The following is a 23,200-nucleotide window of genomic DNA, read 5'->3' on the forward strand; positions in this document are numbered from 1 at the left end:
GAGACTTCACGTGCGGCGCCAGCGGGGCGGCCGCAGTTCGAGGGGGGATCAACCACCGTGGCGCTGTTGACTGACGTCCTGACCTGGCTACAGGCCCTGCCGCAGCCCGCCCTGGTCGCCGCGACCGGCGGCCTGGTGCTGGCCGAGTGCACCATCGGCCTCGGCTTCATCGCCCCCGGCGAAGGCGGCCTGCTCATCGCGGCCACGACGGTCAACTCCACCGCCCGGTTCCTGATCCTGTGGGGCGTGGTCACGGTGTGCGCGGGCGTCGGCGACTCGGTCGGCTACGCCATCGGCCGCCGGTTCGGGCCGAAGCTGCGCGAGACCAAGCTCATCCAGAAGTACGGTGTGGACGGCTGGGACAGGGCCACCGACATCCTGCGCAGGCGCGGGGCCTGGGCGGTGTTCTTCGCCCGCTTCCTGCCCGTCGTCCGCACCCTGACCCCGGCCGCCGCGGGCACCTCCGGCCTGCCGTACCGCAAGTTCCTCCCCGCCGTCGTCGCGGGCGCGGCGTGCTGGTCAGCCCTGCACATCGCCATCGGCGCGGCGCTCGGCGAGGCGGCCAAGCAGATCGAGAAGTACCTGAGCACCGGCGGCATCCTCGTCGTCGGCGGCGCGGCGGTCGCCTTCTTCGCCGTCCACATCATCCGCAAGCGCAACAAGAACCGCACCGCACCGGCGATCGCCCTGGCAGCGGAGTCCGCCGAGCCGGAGGAGGACCTGCAGCCGGTCCGCTGACTTCCCGACGGCCTGACTCCGCGCCGAAATCACCGGCGCGGGGCACCAAGCCGTGGTTCAGATATGAAGCACGGCCCAGCCGTGCCAGTCCGCCCGCACACGACACCGATCCGTCCACACCGCAGGCGGCCGGGACTGATCACGACTCTCCAGCCCCGACCTAGGCCGTGTTTCAGATGTGGGACACGGCATAGCCGCGCCAGTCCGCCCGCAGGCGGCACGGGCCGGACACGCCCGAATACAACACCGGTATGAGGACGATCCGTCCGCACCGCCGGCGAGTGGACTGATCACGACTCTCCCGCCCCCCACATCTGAAACACGACCTAGTCGGTGAACGCCTCGCACAGCACGGCTTCCCAGCGCGGCGGCAGCAGCGCCGGGCCGCCGATCAGCTCCAGCAGGTAGTTGCGCCTGCGCATGACCGAGACCGTCTCCTTCCACCGCTGCACGACCCACCCCGCCACCGCGCACCGCGACAGCGCTTCGGCGGCCACGGCGCGCTCGGCGCGCGGATGGGGCAGGCGGGCCAGTTCGCGGAAGCCCGCCAGGTCGGTGGGGGCCTCGGCGGGCAGGTCCAGCGGCCACTCCAGGGACTGGATCGCCTTGTTGGCCTCCTTGCGCTCGGCCACCGCCGCCTCGCACTGGGCGCGCACGGCGGCGATCTCGGCGACGGCGTCCACCAGGGACACCGAGCGCGGGGCGGGGCCGGTGACACCCGCGGCCTCGCGCAGCTCGGCGAGCACCGCGAGGCCCGGCTCGACGTCGACGTCGATCACCGCGCGCTGGGCGCAGCAGCTCACCAGCCAGGCGGCGGCCTCGCCGAAGGCCTCCTCGGCGGGGACCACCCAGGCGCCAGTGGCCAGCCCGTCCGTGCTGACCTGCCACAGCGCCACCGAATCGGCGTCGCGGCACAGCACGGCGTGGCCGATCATCGTGCGCCCGTCGGCGGCGCGGGTGGTGATGGTGCGGGCGACGAGCGGGCCGATCTCCTCGGTCACGGGGCCTCCAGGTGCGCGGTGTCGTGAGGTGACGATAGGGACACCGCCCGACAGCCTCGGTGGCCGGCCGCACCCTGAGGCGTTCGCCATCGTTGCGGGGGAGGCGGCAGGCTGGTGATTGGTGCACCAGCCTGCCGCTCCTGTCAGCGCCGCCTCAGGTGCGTCCGCTCGCCGCCGACCGATCCTTTGCGGGTGACGATCTCCACCCAGTCGAGGAACCGCGGCCGTTCGAACAGTTCCCTGAGCGGCACGACCTCCTGCTGACCACCCGCGGCGGTCAGGATCACCCAGACCCGCGCGGGCTTCGCTGGCTCATCACCTCGCGAACGCGTTACCGTCAGCATGTTCGTCCTCCTTCTGGCTCTTCATCGGGGTACTCGAGGAGTGCGGACACCGCGTAGGGCTCCCTGTTGCCGCGGGGAGCCCTACCTGAAAGCGGTGCCGCATGTAAGCCAGTTTGCCCTCCCCCCAAACCCCCGAGGACACCCTCACCGGTGCCCCGAGCCCAAACAGCAACAACCTGCGACGAACGGGCCCCAACCACCCCGTTGCGCCGTTCGTCCGAACACACTCCGCCGATCGGCGCATTCACCCGAACGGCAGGCAACCCCCGAACGGTATCCATGCCTAGCCGGGAACACCCCTGGCGCCCACTCGCACCATGAGTCCCCTCCTGCCCCCACCGCCGGTCGGGCGATGCCACAACAGAGCGCTCACGCGCGCTTGGCGTACTCCGGCAGCCTCCGAGCGACCTCCGCCGGGGACGGCATGCGCGCGATCTTCTCGGCAAGCCCCCGCGCCGCGTCCCTGTACCCGGTACGGCATGGCAGCAGCTTCTGAACCTGGGAGGCGATGGCGTCCGCGCCGAGTTCGTCCGGGAGCAGCCGCACCCCCGCTCCCACGGCGGTCACGGCCTCCGCGTTGGCGAACTGGTCGGCCCCCTGCGGCAGGATCAACTGCACGGCACCGACGGCGAGCGCCCCCAGAGTGGTCCCGCTGCCCCCGTGGTGGACAACCACATCGACATGCGGCAGCAACTCCGCCTGCGGCACCCACTCCCGCACCGTGACATTGCCGGGCACGTCCCCAAGCTGCTCCGGGAGGACCCGCCCAGTGGCGACCACCACGTGCACGTCCAGCCCCGCCAGCCCGTCAATGGCCATGGCGAGCAACTCGGGAGTCCCGAACGCGGTGCCAAGCGTCAGATAGACCAGCGGCTTCCCGCCATTGTCCCGCACCGGCAGCGCACCCGGCGCGGAATACGACACGGGCCGCAGTTCAATCCGGTCTTCCGCGGCGAGAAATCCCTCGTCCTGCAAGGAAGGCGGACAGATATCAAGGTGCGGCCGCCCGGGAGCCCCAGCGATCCTGGTCGGCAGCTCAAACCCGATCCCCTCAGGAATCATCCGCCCGAACCCATGCCAGATTCCCGGAATCCCCGCCCGGAACGCGGCAATGGCCGCCCCCGGCACCCCCACCCGTGCACCACCAGATCAGGCCGCAACCGCGCCAACTCCGGCTCAAGGTCCTCCGCATAGATCTCATAAAACGAGTCCGCGGGCCGAAACGGCCGCAACCCCTCAGCCTCCAACGGCCCATGCACCCCCTCCCCCGCCGCGAAATGCACCTCAACCCCCACATCCCGCGCCGCGACGGCAAGCGGAATCAACGGATAGGTGTGCCCCACCGACCCAAGACTGACAAACAAAACACGCATACCGACAAGCATAGAGGCGACGAGCAGCGCTGCGCTGCCCGCAAAGTCAGAATGATCTTGCACAGTTGACGGTCGCCGTCGACCCAGACTATCGCGATCAGCAAGCTTGGCGACTTCTACACACGATGCACACAACCGACAGGAATAAGACCGCAATTGCCTGAAGGAACGTTCACAAAGAAGAAGGAGCACTGGCTTATTCAATTGCAGTCTGCCAGCGAGTAGTTGCGCCCTTCGGCGTTCACGGGCGGTCAGGCCGAGGTGGAGGGTGAAAGCTTGCCCGTCTCCGCCTCGCACCCTGTTCAGGGTGCGAGGGTTCGAGAGAGTCAATTTTGGTGGGCGCAGCAGGATTTGAACCTGCGACCGCTCGGGTGTAAGCCGAGTGCTCTTCCGCTGAGCTATACGCCCGCGGGGCTCCCGGCACGGGGTTGCCGGGAGGCCGCGATGAGTCAGGCCAGGGTGGAGACGGCCTTCTTCCAGGCGTCCTGGTCACGGGCCTCGCCGGGGGCGTTGACCTCGGCGTAGCGGACGGTGCCTTCGGTGTCGATCAGGAAGGTGCCGCGGAGGGCCAGGCCCGCGTCCTCGTGGAAGACGCCGTAGGTCTTCGCGACCTCGCCGTGGGGCCAGAAGTCGGACAGCAGGGGGAAGGTGTAGCCCTGCTGGTCCGCCCACGCCTTCAGGCTGAACGGGGTGTCGACCGAGACGCCGAGGACCTGGACGTTGTTGTCGGAGTACTCGGCGAGCTCGTCGCGCACCTGGCACAGCTCACCCGTGCAGATGCCGCTGAAGGCGAAGGGGTAGAAGACCAGCAGCACGTTCTTGTCGCCGCGGAAGTCGGACAGCTTCACCGGCTGCTTGTTGTAGTCGTTGAGCGTGAAGTCCGGGGCCTTGGAACCGACCTCGATCGCCATCTGCAGAGTCCTCCCATATACACGATCGGCTGGTGCTTCGACCAAGCCTAGGGCACCCGGACGGCGGACCGCCCGGGTGTTCGACGGGTGGACGTCAACGCTTCGTCTTGGCCGTCTTCGGCGAGACCAGGCGAGTGCCGATCCAGTCCTCCCCCACGCTCACGCTCGAGGTCTGCGACAACCCCGCGGTTGGCACCGCCTCGGCGATCTCGCTGGGCTCGACGTGGCCCGGGCGGCCGGTCTTCGGTGTGAGCACCCAGATCACCCCACTGTCGGCGAGCGGCCCGATGGCGTCCATGAGCGCGTCCACGAGGTCGCCGTCGTCCTCCCGCCACCAGAGCAGGACGACGTCGACAACGTCGTCGGCGTCTTCGTCGAGGATCTCACTCCCGATGCGCTCCTCGACGGCAGCGCGAATCTCGTCGTCGACGTCCTCGTCCCAGCCAATTTCCTGGACGACGTTGTCTTGTGCGATCCCCAGTTTGTCGGCGACGCCTGCGTACCCGGCGTCTCCCGCGGCCACCACGGTGTCTTTCCTCCAGTCCCGCTCTCGCGTCGGTCGGGCTTCCAGAGCCCGTCCGACCGCGTTATGCCTGTTCGGTTAGGCGATAGCGAACACTGAGTGTGGCCACCAGCGCAACCGTCCGCTTCCCGACACGCCGCGATGGTGTCCCCCCAGATCGGGTTCGCCACCCGTACTGACCAGTAACGATGACGTCAGTCACGATTCAGAGCAGCATGGCAGAGTGTCCATACGCGCGCGCGTTAACCGCGCGCGCGTGCACTGCCCCATCGACGCAGGCTGGAGTTCGGAGTTGGCCTCCCAGAACAGCAAGAGCACGCCCGAGCGGGTCCGCGTGATCCGTGACGGCCTCGCGGCGCACCTCCCGGACATCGACCCCGAGGAGACGTCGGAGTGGCTGGACTCCTTCGACGCCGCCCTCGCCGCGGGCGGCCAGCAGCGCGCCCGCTACCTGATGCTGCGCCTGCTGGAGCGCGCCCGGGAGAGCCACGTCGGCCTCCCCGCGCTGACCAGCACCGACTACGTCAACACCATCCCGACCGAGAAGGAGCCGTGGTTCCCCGGCGACGAGGAGGTCGAGCGCCGCTACCGCGCCTGGATCAGGTGGAACGCGGCGATGACGGTGCACCGGGCGCAGCGGCCCGGCGTCGGGGTGGGCGGGCACATCTCCACCTACGCGTCCTCCGCCGCCCTCTACGAGGTCGGCTTCAACTGGTTCTTCCGGGGCAAGGACCACCCCGGCGGCGGCGACCACATCTACGTACAGGGCCACGCCTCCCCCGGCATCTACGCCCGCGCGTTCCTTGAGGGCCGCATCTCGGCCGACCAGCTCGACGGGTTCCGACAGGAACTCTCCCACGCCGGTCCAGGCGGCGGCCTGCCGTCCTACCCGCACCCGCGGCTGATGCCGGACTTCTGGGAGTTCCCGACCGTCTCCATGGGCCTTGGCCCGATGAACGCGATCTACCAGGCGCGGTTCAACCGCTACCTGCGCGACCGGGGCATCAAGGACACCTCCGACCAGCACGTGTGGGCCTTCCTCGGCGACGGCGAGATGGACGAGCCGGAGTCGCGCGGGCTGATCCACGTCGCGGCCAACGAGCAGCTCGACAACCTGACCTTCGTCATCAACTGCAACCTGCAGCGCCTCGACGGCCCGGTCCGCGGCAACGGCAAGATCATCCAGGAGCTGGAGTCCCACTTCCGCGGCGCGGGCTGGAACGTGATCAAGGTCATCTGGGGCCGGGAGTGGGACGCCCTGCTGCACGCCGACCGCGACGGCGCGCTGATCAACCTGATGAACACCACGCCCGACGGCGACTACCAGACCTACAAGGCCAACGACGGCGCGTTCGTCCGCGAGCACTTCTTCGGCCGCGACCCGCGCACCAAGGAACTGGTCAAGCCGATGTCCGACCCGGACATCTGGAACCTCAAGCGCGGCGGCCACGACTACCGCAAGGTCTTCGCGGCCTACCAGGCGGCGATGGACCACCACGGCCAGCCGACGGTCATCCTGGCCAAGACGATCAAGGGCTACAACCTCGGCCCGCACTTCGAGGCCCGCAACGCCACGCACCAGATGAAGAAGATGGCGCTGGCCGACCTCAAGCTCTTCCGCGACACCCTGCGCATCCCGATCGAGGACGCCGAGCTCGAACACGACCCGTACCTGCCGCCGTACTACCACCCGGGCAACGACGCCCCGGAGATCCAGTACCTGCAGGAGCGCCGCCGCCAGCTCGGCGGGTACCTGCCCGAGCGCCGCGGCAAGGCCAAGGCGCTGGTGCTGCCCGGCGACAAGGTCTACGAGGTGGTCAAGCGCGGCTCCGGCAAGCAGGAGGTCGCCACCACGATGGCGTTCGTCCGGCTGATCAGGGACCTGGCCAAGGACCCCGAGATCGGCGGCCGGATCGTGCCGATCATCCCGGACGAGGCGCGCACGTTCGGCATGGACTCGATGTTCCCGACGCAGAAGATCTACAACCCGCAGGGCCAGCTCTACACCTCCGTCGACGCCTCGCTCATGCTGTCCTACAAGGAGAGCGAGCAGGGCCAGATCCTGCACGAGGGCATCAACGAGGCGGGCTCGACGGCGTCGTTCACCGCGGCGGGGACCTCCTACGCCACCCACGGCGAGCCGATGATCCCGGTCTACATCTTCTACTCGATGTTCGGCTTCCAGCGCACGGGCGACGGCCTGTGGGCCGCGGCCGACCAGATGGCGCGCGGCTTCGTGCTGGGCGCCACCGCGGGGCGCACGACGCTGACCGGCGAGGGCCTCCAGCACAACGACGGGCACTCGCTGCTGCTGGCGGCGACCAACCCGGCCGTGGTGGCCTACGACGCGGCGTGGGGCTTCGAGCTGGCGCACATCGTCAAGGACGGCCTGCGCCGCATGTACGGGGAGCAGGCGGAGGACATCTTCTACTACCTCACCGTCTACAACGACCCCTACCAGCAGCCCGCCGAGCCCGAGGGCCTGGACGTGGAGGGCCTGCTGCGCGGGCTCTACCGGTACCGCCAGGCCGAGGGCGGCGACGGCCCGCGCGCGCAGATCCTCGCCTCCGGCGTGGCGATGCCGTGGGCGCTGAAGGCGCAGGGGATGCTGGCCGAGGAGTGGGGGGTGCACGCCGACGTGTGGTCGGCGACGTCGTGGTCGGAGCTGCGCCGCGAGGCGGTGGACACCGACCGGCGCAACCTGCTGCACCCGGGCGCCGAGCCGCGCAAGCCGTACATCACCACGGCGCTGGCAGGCTCGTCCGGCCCGGTGGTCGCGGTGTCGGACTGGATGAGCGCGGTGCCGGACCTGATCCGGCCGTGGGTGCCGACGGACATGCTGACCCTGGGCACCGACGGGTTCGGCTTCTCCGACACCCGCCCGGCCGCGCGCAGGCACTTCATGGTCGACGCCGAGTGCATCACCGTCGGCGTGCTGAGCGCGCTGGCCCGCCGCGGCGAGGTCGACGCCTCGACGGCGGCCGAGGCCGCCCGCCGCTACCGGATCGACGACGTCACCGCGGCCGGTCCGCAGACGTCCGACCCCGGCGTGGCCTGATCGACGACGGGGGCGTCCCTTCAGTGGGGCGCCCCCGTCGTCACGCCACGGCCAGTTGGGCGCGGGCCGAGCGGTACCAGCTCACCCAGCCGTGCACGACCAGCCCGGCGAACACCAGGTAGACCCCGGCGCTGAACCACAGGCCCGACGCGATCTGCAGCGGCACGCCGACGGCGTCGACCACCAGCCACACCAGCCAGAACTCGACCAGGCCGCGGGCCTGCAGCGCGAACGCCAGCACAGTCCCGACGAAGATCGCCGCGTCCGGCCACGGCGCCCACGAGGCGCCCAGCGACTCCAGGACCAGCGCGAACGCCACGGTCCCGCCCGCGTACAGCGCGGCCACCACGGCCAGTTCCGTCCCTGTCGCCCGGCGCACGGCCACGCCGAACACCGGGTCCCGGCGCCGGGTCCACGCCCACCAGCCGTAGACCGCGATCAGCCCGACGACGACCTGGCGCACGGCCAGCCCGCCCAGGTGCGCGGAGGTGTAGACGGCGAAGAGCAGGGCCACCGACACCAGTTGCACCGGCCACGTCCACAGGGTCCGCCGCTGCGCCAGGAACACCACGGCGAGCGCGAACACCTGCCCGATCAGCTCGGCCCAGGTGACCGGCTGCCCGAACACCACGAAGCCGCTTTCCCTCAGCACGTGCACGTCATCCTCCTCGCCCCAGGCACCCCGGGGGCGGACAGGAGGACGCCGCAGACCGCCCGTGCGGCACCAGGGCGCGCGCGGGCGGCGCGCGCGTCCTCCCATCCGGACTTTGACCGTCGGCCCCGGAATTCCACCAGGTCAACCGCTCAGCGAGCGGGTCGCGGGCTGTCACCGCCGGCTCGGAGTTGCACCGACCCCGGAGCGCACGTCTCCACACCCCGCAACGCGGGACGCGATGTGGATGTTCCCGCCCACCTCGCCTGGGATGCCGTTCGAACACGCCGAAGGGGCGCCTGAGACGATCCGGCGCCCTTCGACCACGCACGACCTACCGCGGCACCTATTGCGGCACTTACTGCGGCGGACGCTGCTCGAACCCGGCGGGCGGGGTCGGGGCCTCAGCACTGCCCGGGGGCGCGGTGTACGCGCCCTGGGGAGCCTGACCGCGCGGAGACGAGTTGCCGCCCAGCTGCGACTCTGCGCGGTCGATCCACCCGCCCCACCGCTCCTGCATCGGCTTGATCAGGCCGCCGCCCAGGCCGATGGCCAGGATGGCGCCGACCGTGGCCAGCACGGTGATGAGCACCGGGGTGGTCACCGAGGTCGCGATGTGGACCTGGTTCAGCGCGGCGATGACACCGAGCGCCAGGATGAGGACGTACGCGGCCGTGCCCAGCGCGGGCCCGAACGGCCGGTTGCCGAGCGAGCTGGTCACCAGGTCGCGCACCACCCTGGCCACCGCGGCGGCCACGATCAGCAGCACGATCGCCACCAGGATGCGCGGCAGGAACGCGATCACCTCGTTGAGCAGCTGGCTCACCGGGTTCGAATCCCCGAACACGCCGAACGCCAGCTGCAGCGCGATCAGCAGGATGAAGTAGTAGACGAGCTTGACGATGATCGTGCCGGGGTCGACGCCGGAGTTCCGGGTCAGGTTGGTGAGCCCGGTCCTCTCCATGAGGCGGCCGAAGCCGAGCTTCCCCATGAGCATCGACAGCCCCTTGGACACGGCTTTCGCGATCAACCAGCCGATCAGCAGGATGACCAGGAAAGCCAGCAGCTTGGGCACGAACGTGGCCACCATCGACCACGCCTGCCCCAGCCCTTCCCGAAGCTCCTGACCCATGGCGTGAACCTCCCTACGTCCCCCGACGGTCATGACTGTCCTATTTGATCCTTTCCTCCGCCGTCCGCCCCTGCAACCGCAGACACATGCCACGAACGGGGGAAATCCCTTGTCCCGTCTGGCAGTCCGCCCGCCATAGATCCATAGTGGAATCACCGGTGGGGACCGGGGAGATGGCCGCCCGGCATTGAGCGCACCGACATGCCGGGCGGCCTGTTCCGGACCGATTCGATGACCCTGCTCGCGCTGCGCGCTTCGCTGGGATCGGTCCTTCGATTACTCCTGGGGGGCCGAGCCCCCCAGACCCCCACGGTGCGGCGGGTTCCTGAACCAGCGTGGTGTCCAGGCGGTTGCCAGCGGTGTCGGAGGCTCAACAACGGTGTCGGAGGCTCGCCAGCGGTGTCTGGAAGCTCGACGGGGGTCTGGAGGCGCCGGGTTGCCTGTGGTGTCCGGGGGCTCGCTGGTGATGTTCTTGGGGTGCCGGTGGTTTCCGGAGGGTTGGTGGGGTCGGATGGGGTGCGGGTGATGTCTGGGGGTTGGTGGGAGAGGTGGTGGCGGGGGCCGGTTGGTGATCCGGTTGGTGATCCGGTTGGGGGGTTCGGTGGGGGGTGGGGTGTGGGAGTCTGGGGGGGTGAGTGGGCGGCGGTTGTCTGCGGGGACGTTGGGGGCGGTGGAGCGGGCTTCGGGGAAGCTGGCCTCGGCGGCGGTGGCGGCCATGGACCGGGAGTTCCCCTGGTTCGGGCGGATGCCCGCTGACCAGCGGGCCAGTGTGCTGCTGGTGGCCCAGAACGGCGTCGCCGGGTTCACGGCGTGGCTCAAGGACCCGCGTGAGGCCCTGCGGCTGACCACCGACACCTTCCGCGGGGCGCCGCGGGAGCTGTCCCGGTGGGTGAGCCTGCGGCAGACCGTGGAAATGGTGCGGGTCTCGCTGCGGGTGTTCGAGGAGATGGTGCCCGACCTCGCCGCCGACGACGACGAGCGCGCCGTGCTCTCCGAAGCCGTGCTGCGCTACGGGCGGGAAGTCGCCTTCGCCTCCGCCATGTCCTACGCCTCGGCCGCGGAAGCTCGCGGCGCCTGGGACGCGCGGCTCGAAGCGCTGGTCGTCGACGGGATCGTGCGCGGCGACGCGGAGGAGTCCCTGCTCTCACGCGCTGCCGCGCTGGGCTGGGACCCGGCGGCCGAAGCGACCGTGCTGGTCGGCAACCCGCCATCGGACGACCCGCCCACCGTCGTCTACGAGGTGCGCAGCCGCGCGGCGCGGGCCGGGCGGCCGGTGCTGCTCGGGGTCCAGGGCTCGCGGCTGGTCGTGGTGCTGGCCGGGCCCACCGACAGCGCCGCCGACCGGGAGGCGCTGGGCCGGATGGCGCACGCCTTCGGCGAGGGCGCGGTGGTCGCCGGGCCGACCGTGGCGAGCCTGGCCGAGGGGCACCGCAGCGCCGCCGACGCGCTGTCCGGGCTGCGCGCGGTGGTCGCCTGGCCCGACGCCCCCCGCCCGGTGCGCTCGACCGACGTGCTGCCCGAGCGGGCGCTGGCCGGTGACCCGGAGGCGGAGTGGCAGCTCATCGACCGGGTCGCCCGGCCGCTGGAGGAGGCGGGCGGCGCGCTGCTGGAGACCGTCGAGGCGTACCTGGCCGCGGGCGGGGTGCTGGAGATGTGCGCGCGCCAGCTGTTCGTGCACCCGAACACGGTCCGCTACCGGCTGCGCAAGGCGACCGAGCTCACCGGGCGCAACGCCGCCGACCCCCGCGACGCGCTCGTGCTGCGGGTCGCCCTCGCCGTCGGCCGCCTCTCCAGGGCCCGCGGGCTGTGGTGATCACTGCGTGTGATCCTGCCATACCAGACAACTCTTGGCCGCCTACGGCGTTCATCGGCCGGTAACCTTTGGAGGTTTCCTACAAAGGAGCCGCGTCGACTTGGTGAGTCACAGCATGCGCGTCGACGGCCGGAACAGTGTTCAGTGGACGAGTGATCGCACTACTCGCGCCCGGACAGGGCTCCCAGACCCCTGGCATGCTCTCCGCGTGGCTCGAACTGCCCGGCGCCGCTGAGCGCCTGGCGGGGTTCTCCGAGGTCACGGGGCTGGACCTGGCCCGGCTCGGCACCACGGCCGACGCCGAGGAGATCAAGGACACCGCGATCACCCAGCCGCTGATCGTCGCGGCCACCCTCCTGGCCTACGAGGCCCTGCGCGAGCGCGTGGAGATCCCCGCCGAGGCGCTGGTCGCGGGCCACTCCATCGGCGAGTTCGCCGCCGCCGTGATCGCCGGGGTGCTCAGCGCCGAGGACGCGCTGGCCATGGCCGCCGTGCGCGGCCGGGAGATGGCCGCGGCCTGCGAGCTGGAGCAGACCGGCATGGCCGCGCTGGTCCGCGGCACCGAGGAGGGCATCCTGGCCCGCCTCGCCGAGCTGGACCTCGTCGCGGCCAACCGCAACGGCGCGGGCCAGATCGTCGCCGCGGGCTCGGCCCAGGCGCTCAAGGAGCTGGCCGCCGAGCCGCCCACCGACGCCAAGGTGATCGCCCTCAAGGTCGCGGGCGCCTTCCACACCCGCTACATGGCCCCCGCCCAAGAGGCACTGCGGGCCCACGCCGCGACGCTGGCGACCCCGGCCGACCCGGCGCGCACACTGCTGTCCAACCGCGACGGCGCCGTCGTCACCACCGGACCCGACGTGCTGTCCCGCCTCGTCGAGCAGGTCACCAGCCCCGTGCGCTGGGACCTGTGCCAGGCGGCGATGGCCGAGCGCGGTGTTTCCGCGATCGTCGAGTTCCCGCCCGCGGGCGCGCTCGTCGGCCTCGCCAAGCGCGAGCTGAAGGGCGTCCCCACCGCGGCCCTCAAGAGCCCCGCCGACCTCGACGCGGTGGCCGAGCTGATCGGGAGCACCACCGCATGACCGCACTGCGCATCACCCAGGGCGCGGCCGCGACCCGCCTGATGGGCGTGGGCAGCCACCAGCCCGAGCGGATCGTCACCAACGACGACCTCTCGCGGATCATGGACACCACCGACCAGTGGATCAAGGAGCGGGTCGGCATCGCCGAGCGGCGCTTCGCGGCCAAGGACGAGCTGCTCGTCGACATGGCCGTCATCGCCGGGTCCAAGGCGCTGGCCGACTCCGGCCTCACGCCCTCCGATGTGGACACCGTGATCCTGGCCAACTGCACCATGCCGACGCCCATCCCGAACGGCGCGGCCCAGGTGGCCGACCGGATCGGGGTGAAGGCCGCGGGCGCCTTCGACCTCAACGCCGCCTGCGCGGGCTTCTGCTACGCCCTCAACACCGCCTCGGACCTGGTGCGCGCGGGCTCGGCGCGGCGGGTGCTGGTGATCGGCGCCGAGAAGCTGACCGACTGGGTGGACCCGGTGGACAGGGCCAACGCGATCATCTTCGCCGACGGCGCGGGCGCCGCCGTGGTCGGCCCGTCCGAGACCCCCGGCATCGGCCCGGTGGTCTGGGGCAGCGCGGGCGACCTGGTCGACATGATCTACATGCGCGACAACCGCTACATCTTCCAGGAGGGCCAGTCGGTCTTCCGGTGGGCGACCACCCAGATCGCGCCGATCGCGCTGCGCGCGCTGGAGGCCGCCGGTCTGCGACCCTCCGATGTGGACGTCCTCATCCCGCACCAGGCGAACCTGCGTATCGTGGAGGCCATCGCCAAGCGGCTGCGGGCCAAGGGCGCGCGCGAGGACATGGTCGTCGCCGACGACATCGTGCACTCGGGCAACACCTCCTCGGCGTCGATCCCGATGGCGATGGACCACATGCGCGCCGCGGGCCGGATCAAGCCCGGCGACATCGCGCTGCTGATCGGCTTCGGCGCGGGCCTGTCCTACGCCGGACAGGCCGTGATCTGCCCCTGAAAGGGTGCTCACAAGGTTTCCGGGCGGTGCGGTACCGGCCCGGTTGGCACAATAGGAAGGACGTCAGCGATGGCGGACAAGCCCAGCGATTCGGACATCCTCACCGGCCTCGCCGAGATCGTCGAGGAGGTCGCGGGCGTGGCACCCGACGACGTGACCGCGGACAAGTCCTTCGTGGACGACCTGGACATCGACTCGCTGTCGATGGTCGAGATCGCCGTGCAGGCAGAGGACCGGTTCGGCGTCAAGATCCCCGACGACGAGCTGGCCAACCTCAAGACGGTCGGCGACGCGGTCAAGTACGTCTCGGCCAACGTCTGATCCACCCGCTCGAAGGAGCACCCCGGGCCGTCCGGCGCCGGCAGGCCACTCCCGCTTCGCGAAGGAATACCCCATGAGCAACGTCGACGTCGTCGTCACCGGTATCGGCGCAACCACGCCGCTCGGTGGGAACGTCTCCGCCACCTGGGAAGCGCTGCTGGCAGGCGCGAACGGCGTCCGCAGCAACGACGCGGACTGGGTCGAGCGCTTCGGCCTGCCCGCCCGGCTGCACGCCCCGCTGGCGGTCGACCCCAGCGAGGTGCTGCCCCGGGTGCAGGCCCGCAGGCTCGACCGGTGCGAGCAGATCGCGCTGATCGCGGCCAGGGAAGCCTGGGCGGACGCGGGCTTCGAGCTGCCGACCGACGAGCACGAGTCGGTCGACCCCGAGCGCCTCGGGGTCAGCATCGGCACCGGAATCGGCGGCCCCGTGACCCTGCTCGACCAGGACGACATCCTGGAGACGCAGGGCCTGCGCAAGGTCTCACCGCTGACGGTGCCGATGCTGATGCCCAACGGCCCGGCCGCGCACGTGGGCATCGAGCTGCGCGCCCGCGCGGGCGTGCACTCCCCGGCGTCCGCCTGCGCCTCCGGCGCCGAGGGCCTGGCCAGCGCGTACCAGATGATCCAGAACGGCAGGGCCGACGTGGTCGTCGCCGGTGGGGCCGAGGCGTGCATCCACCCGATCACGGTGGCCGGGTTCGCCCAGTCGCGGACGCTGAGCACCCGCAACGACGAGCCGGAGCGGGCCTCGCGCCCGTTCGACACCGAGCGCGACGGCTTCGTCCTCGGCGAGGGCGCGGGTGTGCTGGTGCTCGAGCGCGCCGACCACGCCGCCGCGCGCGGGGCTCGGGTGTACGGCCGCCTCGCGGGCTACGGGATGACCTCCGACGCCCACCACATCACCGGCAACCACCCCGACGGCATCGGCCAGATCAGGGCCATCCAGCACGCGGTGCAGATGGCCGGGCTGACCGCGGCCGACATCGGCCACGTCAACGCCCACGCCACCTCCACGGTGGTCGGCGACGTCGGCGAGGCCGCCGCGATCCGCAAGGCCATCGGCGAGCACGTGGTGCTGACCGCGCCGAAGTCCTCGATGGGCCACCTGGTCGGCGGCGCGGGCGCGGTGGAGAGCATCTTCACGCTGCTCTCGATCTACTACGGCGTCATCCCCGCGACCCGCAACCTCGAGCAGCTCGACCCCCGGATCGGCCTGGACGTGGTGGCCGGGCAGCCGCGCAAGGTGGAGCTGCACGCCGCGATCAACGACTCGTTCGGCTTCGGCGGGCACAACGTCGCGCTCGCTTTCACCGCATGACCCCCCACTTAGGGAGCACAAACAGATGACCGCCCTGGCCACCCGCCCGGAGAGCGGCGGCGACGAGCGGCGCGAGCTGGACCCCCGCGACCCGCAGGTCCGCCTCACCGCGCTCCTCGACCCCGACTCGCTGGCGCCGCTGCGCCCTGCCGACTCCAGCGGCGTGTACGCCGTGCGCGGCCGGATCAACGGCACCAAGGTGATCGCCTACTGCACCGACGCCACCAAGATGGGCGGCGCGATGGGCACCGACGGCTGCGGGCACATCGTGGAGGCGATCGACACCGCGCTGCGGGAGCGCTGCCCGGTCGTCGGCGTGTGGCACTGCGGCGGGGCCCGGCTGGCCGAGGGCGTCGAGTCGCTGGACGCGGTGGGCAACGTCTTCGCCGCGATGATCCGCGCCTCCGGCCGGGTGCCGCAGATCTCGGTGGTCGTCGGCCCGGCCGCAGGCGGCGCGGCCTACGGGCCCGCGCTGACCGACATCGTGATCATGGCCCCGCAGGGCAGGGTGTTCGTCACCGGCCCGGACGTGGTCCGCAGCGTGACCGGCGAGCAGATCGACCAGGAGGGCCTCGGCGGGGCCGAGGCGCACGGGCGCAAGTCCGGCGTGGTGCACGTGCTCGCCGACGACGAGCCCGACGCCTACCGCAGGGCCAGGCGGATCACCGCGATGTTCGCCAAGCCGGGCATGTTCGACCTGCACGCCGTGCGCGGCCAGGAGGACCTGCGGGCGCTGCTGCCCGAGCAGCCGAACCGGGCCTACGACATCAAGCCGGTCGTGCGCGGCCTGCTGGACATGGGCGAGGACGGGCGCTCGGAGTTCGAGGAGCTGCAGGCGAAGTGGGCGCCCAACATCGTCGTCGGCCTCGGCCGCCTCGGCGGGCGCACGGTGGGCGTGATCGCGAACAACCCGCTGCGCAAGGGCGGCTGCCTCGACTCGCTCTCGGCGGAGAAGGCCGCGCGGTTCGTGCGGATGTGCGACAGCTTCGGGGTTCCGCTGGTCGTGCTGGTCGACGTGCCCGGGTACCTGCCGGGCGTCGGCCAGGAGTGGGGCGGGGTCGTGCGCCGGGGGGCCAAGCTGCTGCACGCGTTCGCCGAGGCGGTCGTGCCCCGGGTGACGCTGGTGCTGCGCAAGTCCTACGGCGGCGCGTACATCGCGATGAACTCCCGCTCGCTGGGCGCCACCGCGGTGTTCGCCTGGCCGCAGGCGGAGGTCGCGGTGATGGGCGCCAAGGCCGCGGTGGGCATCCTGCACCGCAAGACCCTGGCCGCCACGCCGGAGGCCGAGCGCGAGGAGAAGCTGGCCCAGCTGACCGCCGACCACGAGCGCCTCGCGGGCGGCGTGGAGCGGGCCATGGCGATCGGCGTGGTGGACGAGGTCATCGAGCCGCGCCAGACCCGCCAGCGCCTTGCCGAGGCCCTGGCAGCGGCGCCTGCCGGGCGCGGCGCGCACGGCAACATCCCGCTGTAGAACTCGACGCGAAAGCCCCTGTCCACCGCGGTGGACAGGGGCTTTCGCGTTCAGCAGGGGTCGTGCTGGGGGCTGGCCCCCGTGGCGCCCGCGTCGATGCGCCACGCGCCGTTCTCGATCACCACCGCGTAGACCACGTGCCACCGGATGCACTCCTCGGGCAGCTCCAGCGGCGCGTCCGCGACGTCCTGGGTGCTGACGAAGCTCAGGAACACCCTGGCGCTCTCCGCGGGACCGCTCTCGACCCGGTACACCACGACGCTGCCGTCCTGAGTGGACCGGTAGGCCGCCCGCCAGTCCTCCTCGGGCCGGTGCTTGGTGACCGTCGAGGTCACCGTGGTCATCCAGCGCTCGTAGCTGCGCCCGTTGATGGCGTCGAAGTGCGTCTGCAGGAGCTGGCGGACGGTCTCGTACATCGGGTGCCTGGTCGCGTCCTGGGTGCCCTGCACGTCGCGCCTGCCCGGCTGCTCGGCCACGGGCAGCGCGCTGGTGCTCGTCGGGAGGATCGCGGGCGGGGTCACCGGGGTCTCGGCGTAGAGGTCACGGGCGAGCAGGCCGCCCGCCGCGGTGACCATCACCGCGAGCAGGACCGCCGGGAGCAGCCAGGACTGCCGGTCAGAGCGCACCGGACCAGGATGCCACTCAGCCGACCTGGTGCAGCCAGGTGATGGGCGCGCCGTCGCCCGCGCGCCGGTAGGGCTCCAGGGCCTCGTCCCACGACGCGCCCAGCAGCTCGTCGACGCCGAAGGCGAAGGACTCCCCCGCGCGGGCGTTCGCGGCGAGGGTCCGCAACTGGTCCTCGCCGACGACGATGTCGCCGTTGGCGCTGGTGCGGGCGTGCCAGAGGCCCAGCGCGGGCGCGAAGCACCAGCGCTCGCCGTCGACACCCGCGCTCGGGTCCTCGGTGACCTCGAAGCGGATCATCGGCCACGCGCGCAGGGCGGCGGCCAGCTTGGCGCCGCTGCCCTGTTCGGCCGTCCACGCGTACTCGGCGCGCAACTGGCCGGGTGCGGCGGGCTGCGGCGTCCAGCGCAGCTCTGCGCGCACCCCGAGCGTGCCGGAGATCGCCCACTCGACGTGCGGGCAAACCGCAGTCGGCGACGAGTGGACGTACACCACGCCTCGGGTGTTTCCACGGGTGCTCACTGCTGACCTCCGGTGCTCGACGAGGATCGTCTTCCCCTACGTCCCCGAACGCGCCGACGGCCCCGCACATCGCGGTCTTTCCCGGATGCCATTGTGCCCGCAACCGATCACTTTGGCCACACGAATCACGGAGGCCACCCCCGTCACACAGGTCAGGCGATCGGGTGAACAGCGAGCCCGCTAGCGTGTCGATCCGGATACTGAGCGGGAACTCACGCCGATCGGGAGGTGTGACGTGCGGCTGTTGCGGCTGGGCGAGCCCATCGCCAAGGTCAGCGCCGACGTGCGGGCCGCGCTCGCCGCGTGGGGCCCGGGGGGCTCCGTGCTCGGCGGCGTGGCGCTGCTGGGCGTGCACCCGCCGCAGTGCCCGCACCCCCTCGACGCGGTGGTCCTGTTGCCGCGCGGGCTGATCGTGGTGACCGGCGTCGACCTGCCGGACCCCGCGGTGCGGCTGGAGGCGCCGCTGGCCGGGCAGTGGAAGACCGACGGCTGGCCGCTGGTGCGCCCCGACGGCGCGCGCAACCCCGGCGCGGAGGCACTGGCCTCGGGAGCGGCGGTGACCGCGCGGTTGCAGGCGCGGCGGGTCGAGCCGCTGCCGGTCGGGGTGGTGATCGCGGTCGGGCCCTACGTCTCGCACGTCTCCCAGCCCTCGGCCGACCTCATGCGCGGGGTGCGCATCCTGCACCCGGAGCCGATGACCCTGCTCACCGCGGCCCGCGAGCTGGCCACCCACGACCACCCGTGCACGGTGTCGCAGGCGCGCGCCCTGCTGACCGCCCTGCACCCCGGGGTGGACCTCGACACCGAGGAGCTGGTCGCCGAGGGCTTCCCGGAGTTCGCGCCCGCCGCGCGCACGACGTTCATCCCCAAGTCGGTCGTCCGGGAGCCGTCCTCGGCGTCGCCGCGCGCCGAGCGCGTCAGGCGCGGGCCGCGCTGGCTGCCGATCGCCGCCGCGGCGCTGGTGTTGGTGCTGCTGGTCGCGGGCATCGTGCTGGCACTGGGCTCGGGTGACTCCGCGTCGGAGGGGCGGCAGACACCCGTCGAGGCCGCTGTCGGCGTGGACGGGGTGTCCTTCGCCGCGCGCGGCAGCGCGGCCGGTCCGGACTGCGTGGCGGCGACGTACGGGGACGTGCGGGCCTGGCTGGAGCGCAACGGGTGCGTGCGGGTGATCAGGTCCCGCTACGAGGCCACCGCGGACGGGGACCGGGCCGCGGTGCTGGTCTCGGTGCTGCGGTTCGCGGCCAGCCCCACCGCCACCGAGCTGCTGGCCGTCGCCGAGCGGCCGGGCGCGGGCGGGGTGCGCGACCAGGACGCGGTGGCCTGGCCCGGCGGGGTGGCGCCGACGTTCGACTCGGCGGCCTTCGTCACCGGCCGGGAGGGCAACAGCGTCAAGCTGGTGCGGGCGGTCTGGCTGGACAAGACCTCCGACCCGGCGGACCCGGACCTGCGCGGGGTGGCCGAGCGGGCGCTGCGGTTGGCCGTGACCGGGTAGCGAGAACACCGAAATGTCTCGTGTGCGGGCAACACGGAATATCGGCCGGGCATGAAGCTGAAGAATATTCCGGCCAAACTTGCGGCCAGTCGGCGCGGCCCGATGACAAGCGGCGCCGGTTAGGCGATAAGCTCCCCCCGATCGGCGCTTTGGGGGATATGGTGATCCGCCCATGCGGGTCTGATTCGCCGATTCCAGACTGGCACACACCACGCGGAGGAAACCGTGGCACAGAAGACCGTTGTCGAGTTGGTCGATGATCTCGACGGTGGCAAGGCCGACGAGACCGTCGCCTTCGCTCTCGACGGCGTGGACTTCCTGATCGACTTGTCCGCGGAGAACGCCTCCCGCCTGCGCGAGTCGCTGGCGGAGTTCGTCGGGCACGCCCGCAAGACCGGGGGCAAGCGCGGCAAGGCCGCGAGCACCCGGAAGGCGGCGGCCGTGGACAAGCCCGACAACCAGGCGATCCGCGAATGGGCCCGCAGTCAGGGCGAGACCATCGCCGAGCGCGGGCGTATCCCGCACGCGCTCGTGATGCGTTTCCAGGAAGCACACAACGGCTAGTAGCGCGCGCAACTAACAGCACTGACGGCGCCCACACCCGTGGGCGCCGTCGGATTTTCCCCTTATAGGTCGGCAAGTCGTCGCGCCGATGGCGCCGACCACGAGCCGGGCCCGCGGCGCGGGCCAGGGCCCGCGGGCGATCCGGAAACCGCCCGGCATGGCTGCCGCGACCGCCCGGAACGCCCGCGTCGCGCGCGTCGCCGCCGTTTCCGGATAGCCTCGCCCGCCGCACATCCGGCGCGCCATCCGGCAGCGGGAAATAGGACAGGCGCCCGATGCCCGCCTGGTTTAGCGGCAGGGCGGGCGCCTGCTTGTCTTTCACCGGCGGCCGGTACGGGAAGTCGTGGATCACCTCGGCGCGGTGCGCCCACGGCGGCGGGTCCGGCTCGTCGACGACATCTACGCCAACAACGAACTGCGCACCAGCGTCCCCGCCACCACCCTGACCCACACCGCCGTGGCGCGTTCCGGGCCGGGCATGGCGCCCGGTCCGGTCCTGTTGAGGGCTTGCTAGAGGTTCTTCAACTCCTCGGCCACATCCGAGACCGAGGACTTGGCGTCGCCGAAGAGCATGGCCGTCTTGGGGTCGAAGTACAGGGTGTTGTCGACGCCCGCGAAGCCGGTGGCCATGCCGCGCTTGAGGACGATCACCGAGCGGCTCTCGTCCACGTTGAGGATGGGCATGCCGTAGATCGGGGAGGAGGGGTCGGTGCGGGCGGCCGGGTTGGTGACGTCGTTGGCGCCGATCACCAGGGCGACGTCGGTGCGGCTGAACTCGCCGTTGATCTCGTCCATCTCCTTGAGCCGGTCGTAGGGCACGTCGGCCTCGGCCAGCAGGACGTTCATGTGGCCGGGCATGCGGCCTGCCACCGGGTGGATGGCGTAGTACACCGACACACCCCTGGACTCCAGCAGGTCGGCCATCTCGCGCACCGCGTGCTGGGCCTGCGCGACGGCCATGCCGTAGCCGGGGACGACCACGACCTGGTTGGCGTAGGCCATCTGGACGGCCGCGTCGGCGGCGCTGGTGCGCCGGACGGTGCGGTCGCCGTCGAACTCCGCGGCCGGGCCGCCGTCGCCGCCGAAGCCACCGGCGACGATGGCCGGGATGGAGCGGTTCATGGCCTTGGCCATCAGGTTGGTCAGGATCGTGCCGGACGCGCCGACGATCATGCCCGCGACGATCAGCGCGGTGTTGTCCAGCGACAGGCCCATGGCCGCGGCGCTCAGGCCGGTCAGGGCGTTGAGCAGGGAGATGACCACCGGCATGTCCGCGCCGCCGATGGGCAGCACGACGAGCACGCCCAGCGCGGCGGAGAGCACGAGCAGCCCGATGATCAGCCACTGCGAGGCCGATCCCGCGACGATGGCCACCACGCAGGCGACGCAGGCCACGAGCAGCAGCAGGTTGATCGGCTGCTGGAGCCTGCCCGCCCCGATCGGGCGGCCGGGCAGGACCTCCTGGAGCTTGCCGAAGGCGATGATCGAGCCCCAGAACGAGATCGACCCGACCAGCGCGGCGAACAGGCTGGCGATGGCCACGTACATCGCCTCGTGGGCGAACCCCTCGCTCTGGCGGAACTCCACCCAGGCGATCAGCGCGACCGCGCCGCCGCCGACGCCGTTGAACAGCGCCACCATCTGCGGCATCGCGGTCATCTTCACCCGCCGCGCCGAGGGCACGCCGACAGCGGCGCCGATGGCCAGGCCGAGCAGGATCAGCCACCAGTTGCCCATGCCGGGCAGCATCAGCGTCGCCACGACGGCCACGCCCATCCCGGCGGCGGCGATCCAGTTGCCGCGCACCGCCGTGCGCGGGCCGGTCAGCCCCATCAGGCCGTAGATGAACAGGGCGAAGGCGATGATGTAGAGGATCTGGACGAGGGTCATCGCTTCGTCTCCCCCTGGCGCCCGCGCTTGTCCGCGGGCGACTTGAACATCGCCAGCATCCGGTCGGTGACCAGGAACCCGCCGACGACGTTGATCGTGCCGAACGCGATCGCGACCACCAGCAGGATCTTGTCCAGCGTGCCCTCGGCGCCGAGGCCGAGCACGATCAGCCCGCCGAGCAGCACGATGCCGTGGATGGCGTTGGTGCCCGACATCAGCGGCGTGTGCAGGGTGTTGGGCACCTTGGAGATGACCAGGAAGCCGACGAAGCCCGCGAGCACGAGCACCGCCAGGTTCTGCAGCAGCATCTATTCCCCTTCCCGGGTCACGCACGCGCCGCGGACGATCTCGTCGGCGAAGTCGGGGGTGAGCGCACCGTCGGCGTCGACCAGCAGCTCGATGAGCGCGAGCACGTTGCGCGCGTACAGCTCGCTGGCGTGCTCGGGCATGGTGGCGGGCAGGTTCAGCGGCGCGGTCACCGTGACGTCGTAGGCCACGACGGTGCCGCCGGGCTCGCTCAGCTCGCAGTTGCCGCCGGACTCCCCGGCCAGGTCGACCACCACGGCGCCGGGCCGCATCCCGCGCACCGCGTCGGCGGTGACCAGGCGCGGGGCCGGGCGGCCGGGGACCTGCGCGGTGGTGATGACCGCGTCGAAGCCGCCGATGGCCTTGCCCAGCTGGCGCTGCTGCTCCTCGCGCTCGGCGTCGGTGAGCGCGCGGGCGTACCCGCCGCTGCCCGCGGCCTCGATGCCCAGGTCCAGCCACTGCGAGCCGACCGAGCGGACCTGCTCGGCGACCTCGGGGCGCACGTCGTAGCCGGTGGTGTGCGCGCCCAGCCTGCGCGCGGTGGCCAGCGCCTGGAGCCCGGCCACCCCCGCGCCGAGGACGAGCACCTTGGCGGGCGGGACGGTGCCCGCGGCGGTGGTGAGCATGGGGAAGAACCGGGTCAGGTGCTCGGCGGCCAGCAGCGCGGCGCGGTACCCGGCCACGTTGGCCTGGGAGGACAGCGCGTCCATCGACTGGGCGCGGGAGATGCGCGGCACCGACTCCATGGCGAACCCGGTGACGCCCGCGGCTTTGAGCGCCTCGACGTTCGCCGGGTCGGTGAGCGGGGCGAGGAAGCCGATCACGGTCGCGCCGGGGCGCAGGCGGGTGATCTCCTCCCCGGTCGGCGCGCTGACCTTGACCACCAGGTCGGCGGCCCACGGGTCGCCCATCGACGCCCCGACGGCGGTGTAGGCCCCGTCGGGGATCAGGGCAGCGGTCGCGGCGCCGGGTTCGACCACGACGTCGATGCCGCGGGCGCGCAGCCGCTCCACGACTTTGGGGACGAGGGCGACCCGCCGCTCGCCCGGAGCGGACTCCTTGGGGACCCCTACGACAGTGTTGGCCGTCACGCCCCA

Annotated in this window: 22 protein-coding genes, 1 tRNA gene, 1 pseudogene and 1 riboswitch; of the genes and pseudogenes, 11 read left to right on the top strand and 13 right to left on the bottom strand. The window is 71.6% G+C overall.

All coding sequences use genetic code 11. The features are described 5' to 3' along the window. The first annotated feature begins 57 nt into the window (after positions 1-57). Complete coding sequence (locus ACTG9Q_RS17845; RefSeq protein ID WP_455573919.1) at positions 58-738, top strand: DedA family protein; 681 nt, start codon at positions 58-60, stop codon at positions 736-738. A gap of 326 nt (positions 739-1,064) precedes the next feature. Here ACTG9Q_RS17845 and ACTG9Q_RS17850 read toward each other — a convergent pair whose 3' ends face one another. The 6 genes and pseudogenes from ACTG9Q_RS17850 to ACTG9Q_RS17875 form a co-directional block, all read right to left on the bottom strand. Next, on the bottom strand, positions 1,065-1,739 hold the full coding sequence (locus ACTG9Q_RS17850) for a DUF6218 family protein (RefSeq protein WP_455573920.1): 675 nt from the start codon (positions 1,737-1,739) through the stop codon (positions 1,065-1,067). Between the two features lie 143 nt (positions 1,740-1,882). Further along, positions 1,883-2,026 carry a hypothetical protein gene (locus ACTG9Q_RS17855; RefSeq protein ID WP_455573921.1) on the bottom strand — a complete coding sequence of 48 codons (144 nt, stop codon included), beginning with the start codon at positions 2,024-2,026 and terminating at the stop codon, positions 1,883-1,885. A gap of 426 nt (positions 2,027-2,452) precedes the next feature. Beyond that, positions 2,453-3,456 (bottom strand): annotated as a pseudogene (locus tag ACTG9Q_RS17860) (glycosyltransferase). A gap of 333 nt (positions 3,457-3,789) precedes the next feature. Further along, positions 3,790-3,864 (bottom strand) — tRNA-Val (locus tag ACTG9Q_RS17865). 41 nt (positions 3,865-3,905) lie between these two features. Next, entirely contained in the window at positions 3,906-4,367 is a 462-nt protein-coding gene (locus ACTG9Q_RS17870; RefSeq protein ID WP_455573922.1) for a peroxiredoxin, read from the bottom strand. A gap of 94 nt (positions 4,368-4,461) precedes the next feature. Next, positions 4,462-4,893 carry a DUF3052 domain-containing protein gene (locus ACTG9Q_RS17875; RefSeq protein ID WP_455573923.1) on the bottom strand — a complete coding sequence of 144 codons (432 nt, stop codon included), beginning with the start codon at positions 4,891-4,893 and terminating at the stop codon, positions 4,462-4,464. A 289-nt stretch (positions 4,894-5,182) separates the two neighbouring features. Here ACTG9Q_RS17875 and aceE point away from each other — a divergent pair, with 289 nt between their 5' ends. Beyond that, the gene (aceE, locus tag ACTG9Q_RS17880; protein WP_455573924.1) at positions 5,183-7,948 is read left to right on the top strand and encodes a pyruvate dehydrogenase (acetyl-transferring), homodimeric type; all 2,766 of its coding nucleotides are present in this window, start codon (positions 5,183-5,185) and stop codon (positions 7,946-7,948) included. 40 nt (positions 7,949-7,988) lie between these two features. Here the strand turns inward: aceE and ACTG9Q_RS17885 are convergent, their stop codons facing one another. Both ACTG9Q_RS17885 and ACTG9Q_RS17890 read right to left on the bottom strand, forming a co-directional pair. Further along, positions 7,989-8,606 (bottom strand): nicotinamide mononucleotide transporter family protein, encoded by a 618-nt coding sequence (locus tag ACTG9Q_RS17885; RefSeq protein WP_455573925.1) that lies wholly within the window; start codon positions 8,604-8,606, stop codon positions 7,989-7,991. An 86-nt stretch (positions 8,607-8,692) separates the two neighbouring features. Next, a riboswitch (FMN riboswitch) is annotated at positions 8,693-8,815 on the bottom strand. 143 nt (positions 8,816-8,958) lie between these two features. Then, positions 8,959-9,732, bottom strand: a complete 774-nt coding sequence (locus tag ACTG9Q_RS17890; RefSeq protein ID WP_455573926.1) for a mechanosensitive ion channel family protein — start codon at positions 9,730-9,732, stop codon at positions 8,959-8,961. Positions 9,733-10,378: 646 nt separating this feature from the next. Between ACTG9Q_RS17890 and ACTG9Q_RS17895 the strand changes: the two genes are divergently transcribed. The 6 genes from ACTG9Q_RS17895 (at position 10,379) to ACTG9Q_RS17920 (ending at position 16,705) form a co-directional block, all read left to right on the top strand. After that, complete coding sequence (locus ACTG9Q_RS17895) at positions 10,379-11,545, top strand: PucR family transcriptional regulator (RefSeq protein WP_455574048.1); 1,167 nt, start codon at positions 10,379-10,381, stop codon at positions 11,543-11,545. Positions 11,546-11,697: 152 nt separating this feature from the next. Continuing rightward, entirely contained in the window at positions 11,698-12,624 is a 927-nt protein-coding gene (locus ACTG9Q_RS17900) for an ACP S-malonyltransferase (RefSeq protein WP_455573927.1), read from the top strand. After that, positions 12,621-13,595: a beta-ketoacyl-ACP synthase III gene (locus tag ACTG9Q_RS17905; RefSeq protein WP_455573928.1), complete on the top strand. Its 975-nt coding sequence runs from the start codon at positions 12,621-12,623 to the stop codon at positions 13,593-13,595. The genes ACTG9Q_RS17900 and ACTG9Q_RS17905 overlap by 4 nt, the downstream gene beginning before the upstream one ends. A 69-nt stretch (positions 13,596-13,664) precedes the next feature. Next, a complete protein-coding gene (locus tag ACTG9Q_RS17910) occupies positions 13,665-13,916 on the top strand; it encodes an acyl carrier protein (protein WP_455573929.1) in 252 nt (83 codons plus the stop codon). 73 nt (positions 13,917-13,989) lie between these two features. Beyond that, complete coding sequence (locus ACTG9Q_RS17915) at positions 13,990-15,234, top strand: beta-ketoacyl-[acyl-carrier-protein] synthase family protein (RefSeq protein ID WP_455573930.1); 1,245 nt, start codon at positions 13,990-13,992, stop codon at positions 15,232-15,234. Between the two features lie 25 nt (positions 15,235-15,259). Further along, the gene (locus ACTG9Q_RS17920; protein ID WP_455573931.1) at positions 15,260-16,705 is read left to right on the top strand and encodes an acyl-CoA carboxylase subunit beta; all 1,446 of its coding nucleotides are present in this window, start codon (positions 15,260-15,262) and stop codon (positions 16,703-16,705) included. Positions 16,706-16,755: 50 nt separating this feature from the next. Here the strand turns inward: ACTG9Q_RS17920 and ACTG9Q_RS17925 are convergent, their stop codons facing one another. Then, positions 16,756-17,331, bottom strand: coding sequence for a hypothetical protein (locus ACTG9Q_RS17925; protein WP_455573932.1), 576 nt, complete (start codon positions 17,329-17,331; stop codon positions 16,756-16,758). 16 nt (positions 17,332-17,347) lie between these two features. Next, on the bottom strand, positions 17,348-17,851 hold the full coding sequence (locus ACTG9Q_RS17930; protein WP_455573933.1) for a DUF3145 domain-containing protein: 504 nt from the start codon (positions 17,849-17,851) through the stop codon (positions 17,348-17,350). Positions 17,852-18,086: 235 nt separating this feature from the next. Between ACTG9Q_RS17930 and ACTG9Q_RS17935 the strand changes: the two genes are divergently transcribed. The 3 genes from ACTG9Q_RS17935 (at position 18,087) to ACTG9Q_RS17945 (ending at position 20,421) form a co-directional block, all read left to right on the top strand. Then, on the top strand, positions 18,087-19,343 hold the full coding sequence (locus ACTG9Q_RS17935; RefSeq protein ID WP_455573934.1) for a hypothetical protein: 1,257 nt from the start codon (positions 18,087-18,089) through the stop codon (positions 19,341-19,343). Between the two features lie 225 nt (positions 19,344-19,568). Next, positions 19,569-19,907, top strand: coding sequence for a histone-like nucleoid-structuring protein Lsr2 (locus ACTG9Q_RS17940; RefSeq protein ID WP_455573935.1), 339 nt, complete (start codon positions 19,569-19,571; stop codon positions 19,905-19,907). Positions 19,908-20,268: 361 nt separating this feature from the next. Then, entirely contained in the window at positions 20,269-20,421 is a 153-nt protein-coding gene (locus tag ACTG9Q_RS17945; RefSeq protein WP_455573936.1) for a hypothetical protein, read from the top strand. On the opposite strand, the gene ACTG9Q_RS17950 is transcribed toward ACTG9Q_RS17945, so the two are convergent. The 3 genes from ACTG9Q_RS17950 to ACTG9Q_RS17960 are packed head-to-tail and all read right to left on the bottom strand — an operon-like array spanning position 20,418 to position 23,194. Continuing rightward, on the bottom strand, positions 20,418-21,797 hold the full coding sequence (locus ACTG9Q_RS17950) for an NAD(P)(+) transhydrogenase (Re/Si-specific) subunit beta (RefSeq protein WP_455573937.1): 1,380 nt from the start codon (positions 21,795-21,797) through the stop codon (positions 20,418-20,420). The two genes, ACTG9Q_RS17945 and ACTG9Q_RS17950, sit on opposite strands and share 4 nt — an antisense overlap. Further along, positions 21,794-22,105: an NAD(P) transhydrogenase subunit alpha gene (locus ACTG9Q_RS17955; RefSeq protein ID WP_455573938.1), complete on the bottom strand. Its 312-nt coding sequence runs from the start codon at positions 22,103-22,105 to the stop codon at positions 21,794-21,796. Before ACTG9Q_RS17955 ends, ACTG9Q_RS17950 begins: the two co-directional genes overlap by 4 nt. Then, on the bottom strand, positions 22,106-23,194 hold the full coding sequence (locus ACTG9Q_RS17960) for a Re/Si-specific NAD(P)(+) transhydrogenase subunit alpha (RefSeq protein WP_455573939.1): 1,089 nt from the start codon (positions 23,192-23,194) through the stop codon (positions 22,106-22,108). Positions 23,195-23,200 lie beyond the last annotated feature (6 nt).

The sequence above is a fragment of the Actinokineospora lacus genome (assembly GCF_053813445.1).

Bases quoted from the DNA above. Each gene is read 5' to 3' on its own strand.
- ACTG9Q_RS17870 (WP_455573922.1), bottom strand. From the start codon at position 4,367: ATGGCGATCGAGGTCGGTTCCAAGGCCCCGGACTTCACGCTCAACGAC.
- ACTG9Q_RS17890 (WP_455573926.1), bottom strand. From the start codon at position 9,732: ATGGGTCAGGAGCTTCGGGAAGGGCTGGGGCAGGCGTGGTCGATGGTG.
- ACTG9Q_RS17905 (WP_455573928.1), top strand. From the start codon at position 12,621: ATGACCGCACTGCGCATCACCCAGGGCGCGGCCGCGACCCGCCTGATG.
- ACTG9Q_RS17910 (WP_455573929.1), top strand. From the start codon at position 13,665: ATGGCGGACAAGCCCAGCGATTCGGACATCCTCACCGGCCTCGCCGAG.
- ACTG9Q_RS17915 (WP_455573930.1), top strand. From the start codon at position 13,990: ATGAGCAACGTCGACGTCGTCGTCACCGGTATCGGCGCAACCACGCCG.
- ACTG9Q_RS17920 (WP_455573931.1), top strand. From the start codon at position 15,260: ATGACCGCCCTGGCCACCCGCCCGGAGAGCGGCGGCGACGAGCGGCGC.
- ACTG9Q_RS17950 (WP_455573937.1), bottom strand. From the start codon at position 21,797: ATGACCCTCGTCCAGATCCTCTACATCATCGCCTTCGCCCTGTTCATC.
- ACTG9Q_RS17955 (WP_455573938.1), bottom strand. From the start codon at position 22,105: ATGCTGCTGCAGAACCTGGCGGTGCTCGTGCTCGCGGGCTTCGTCGGC.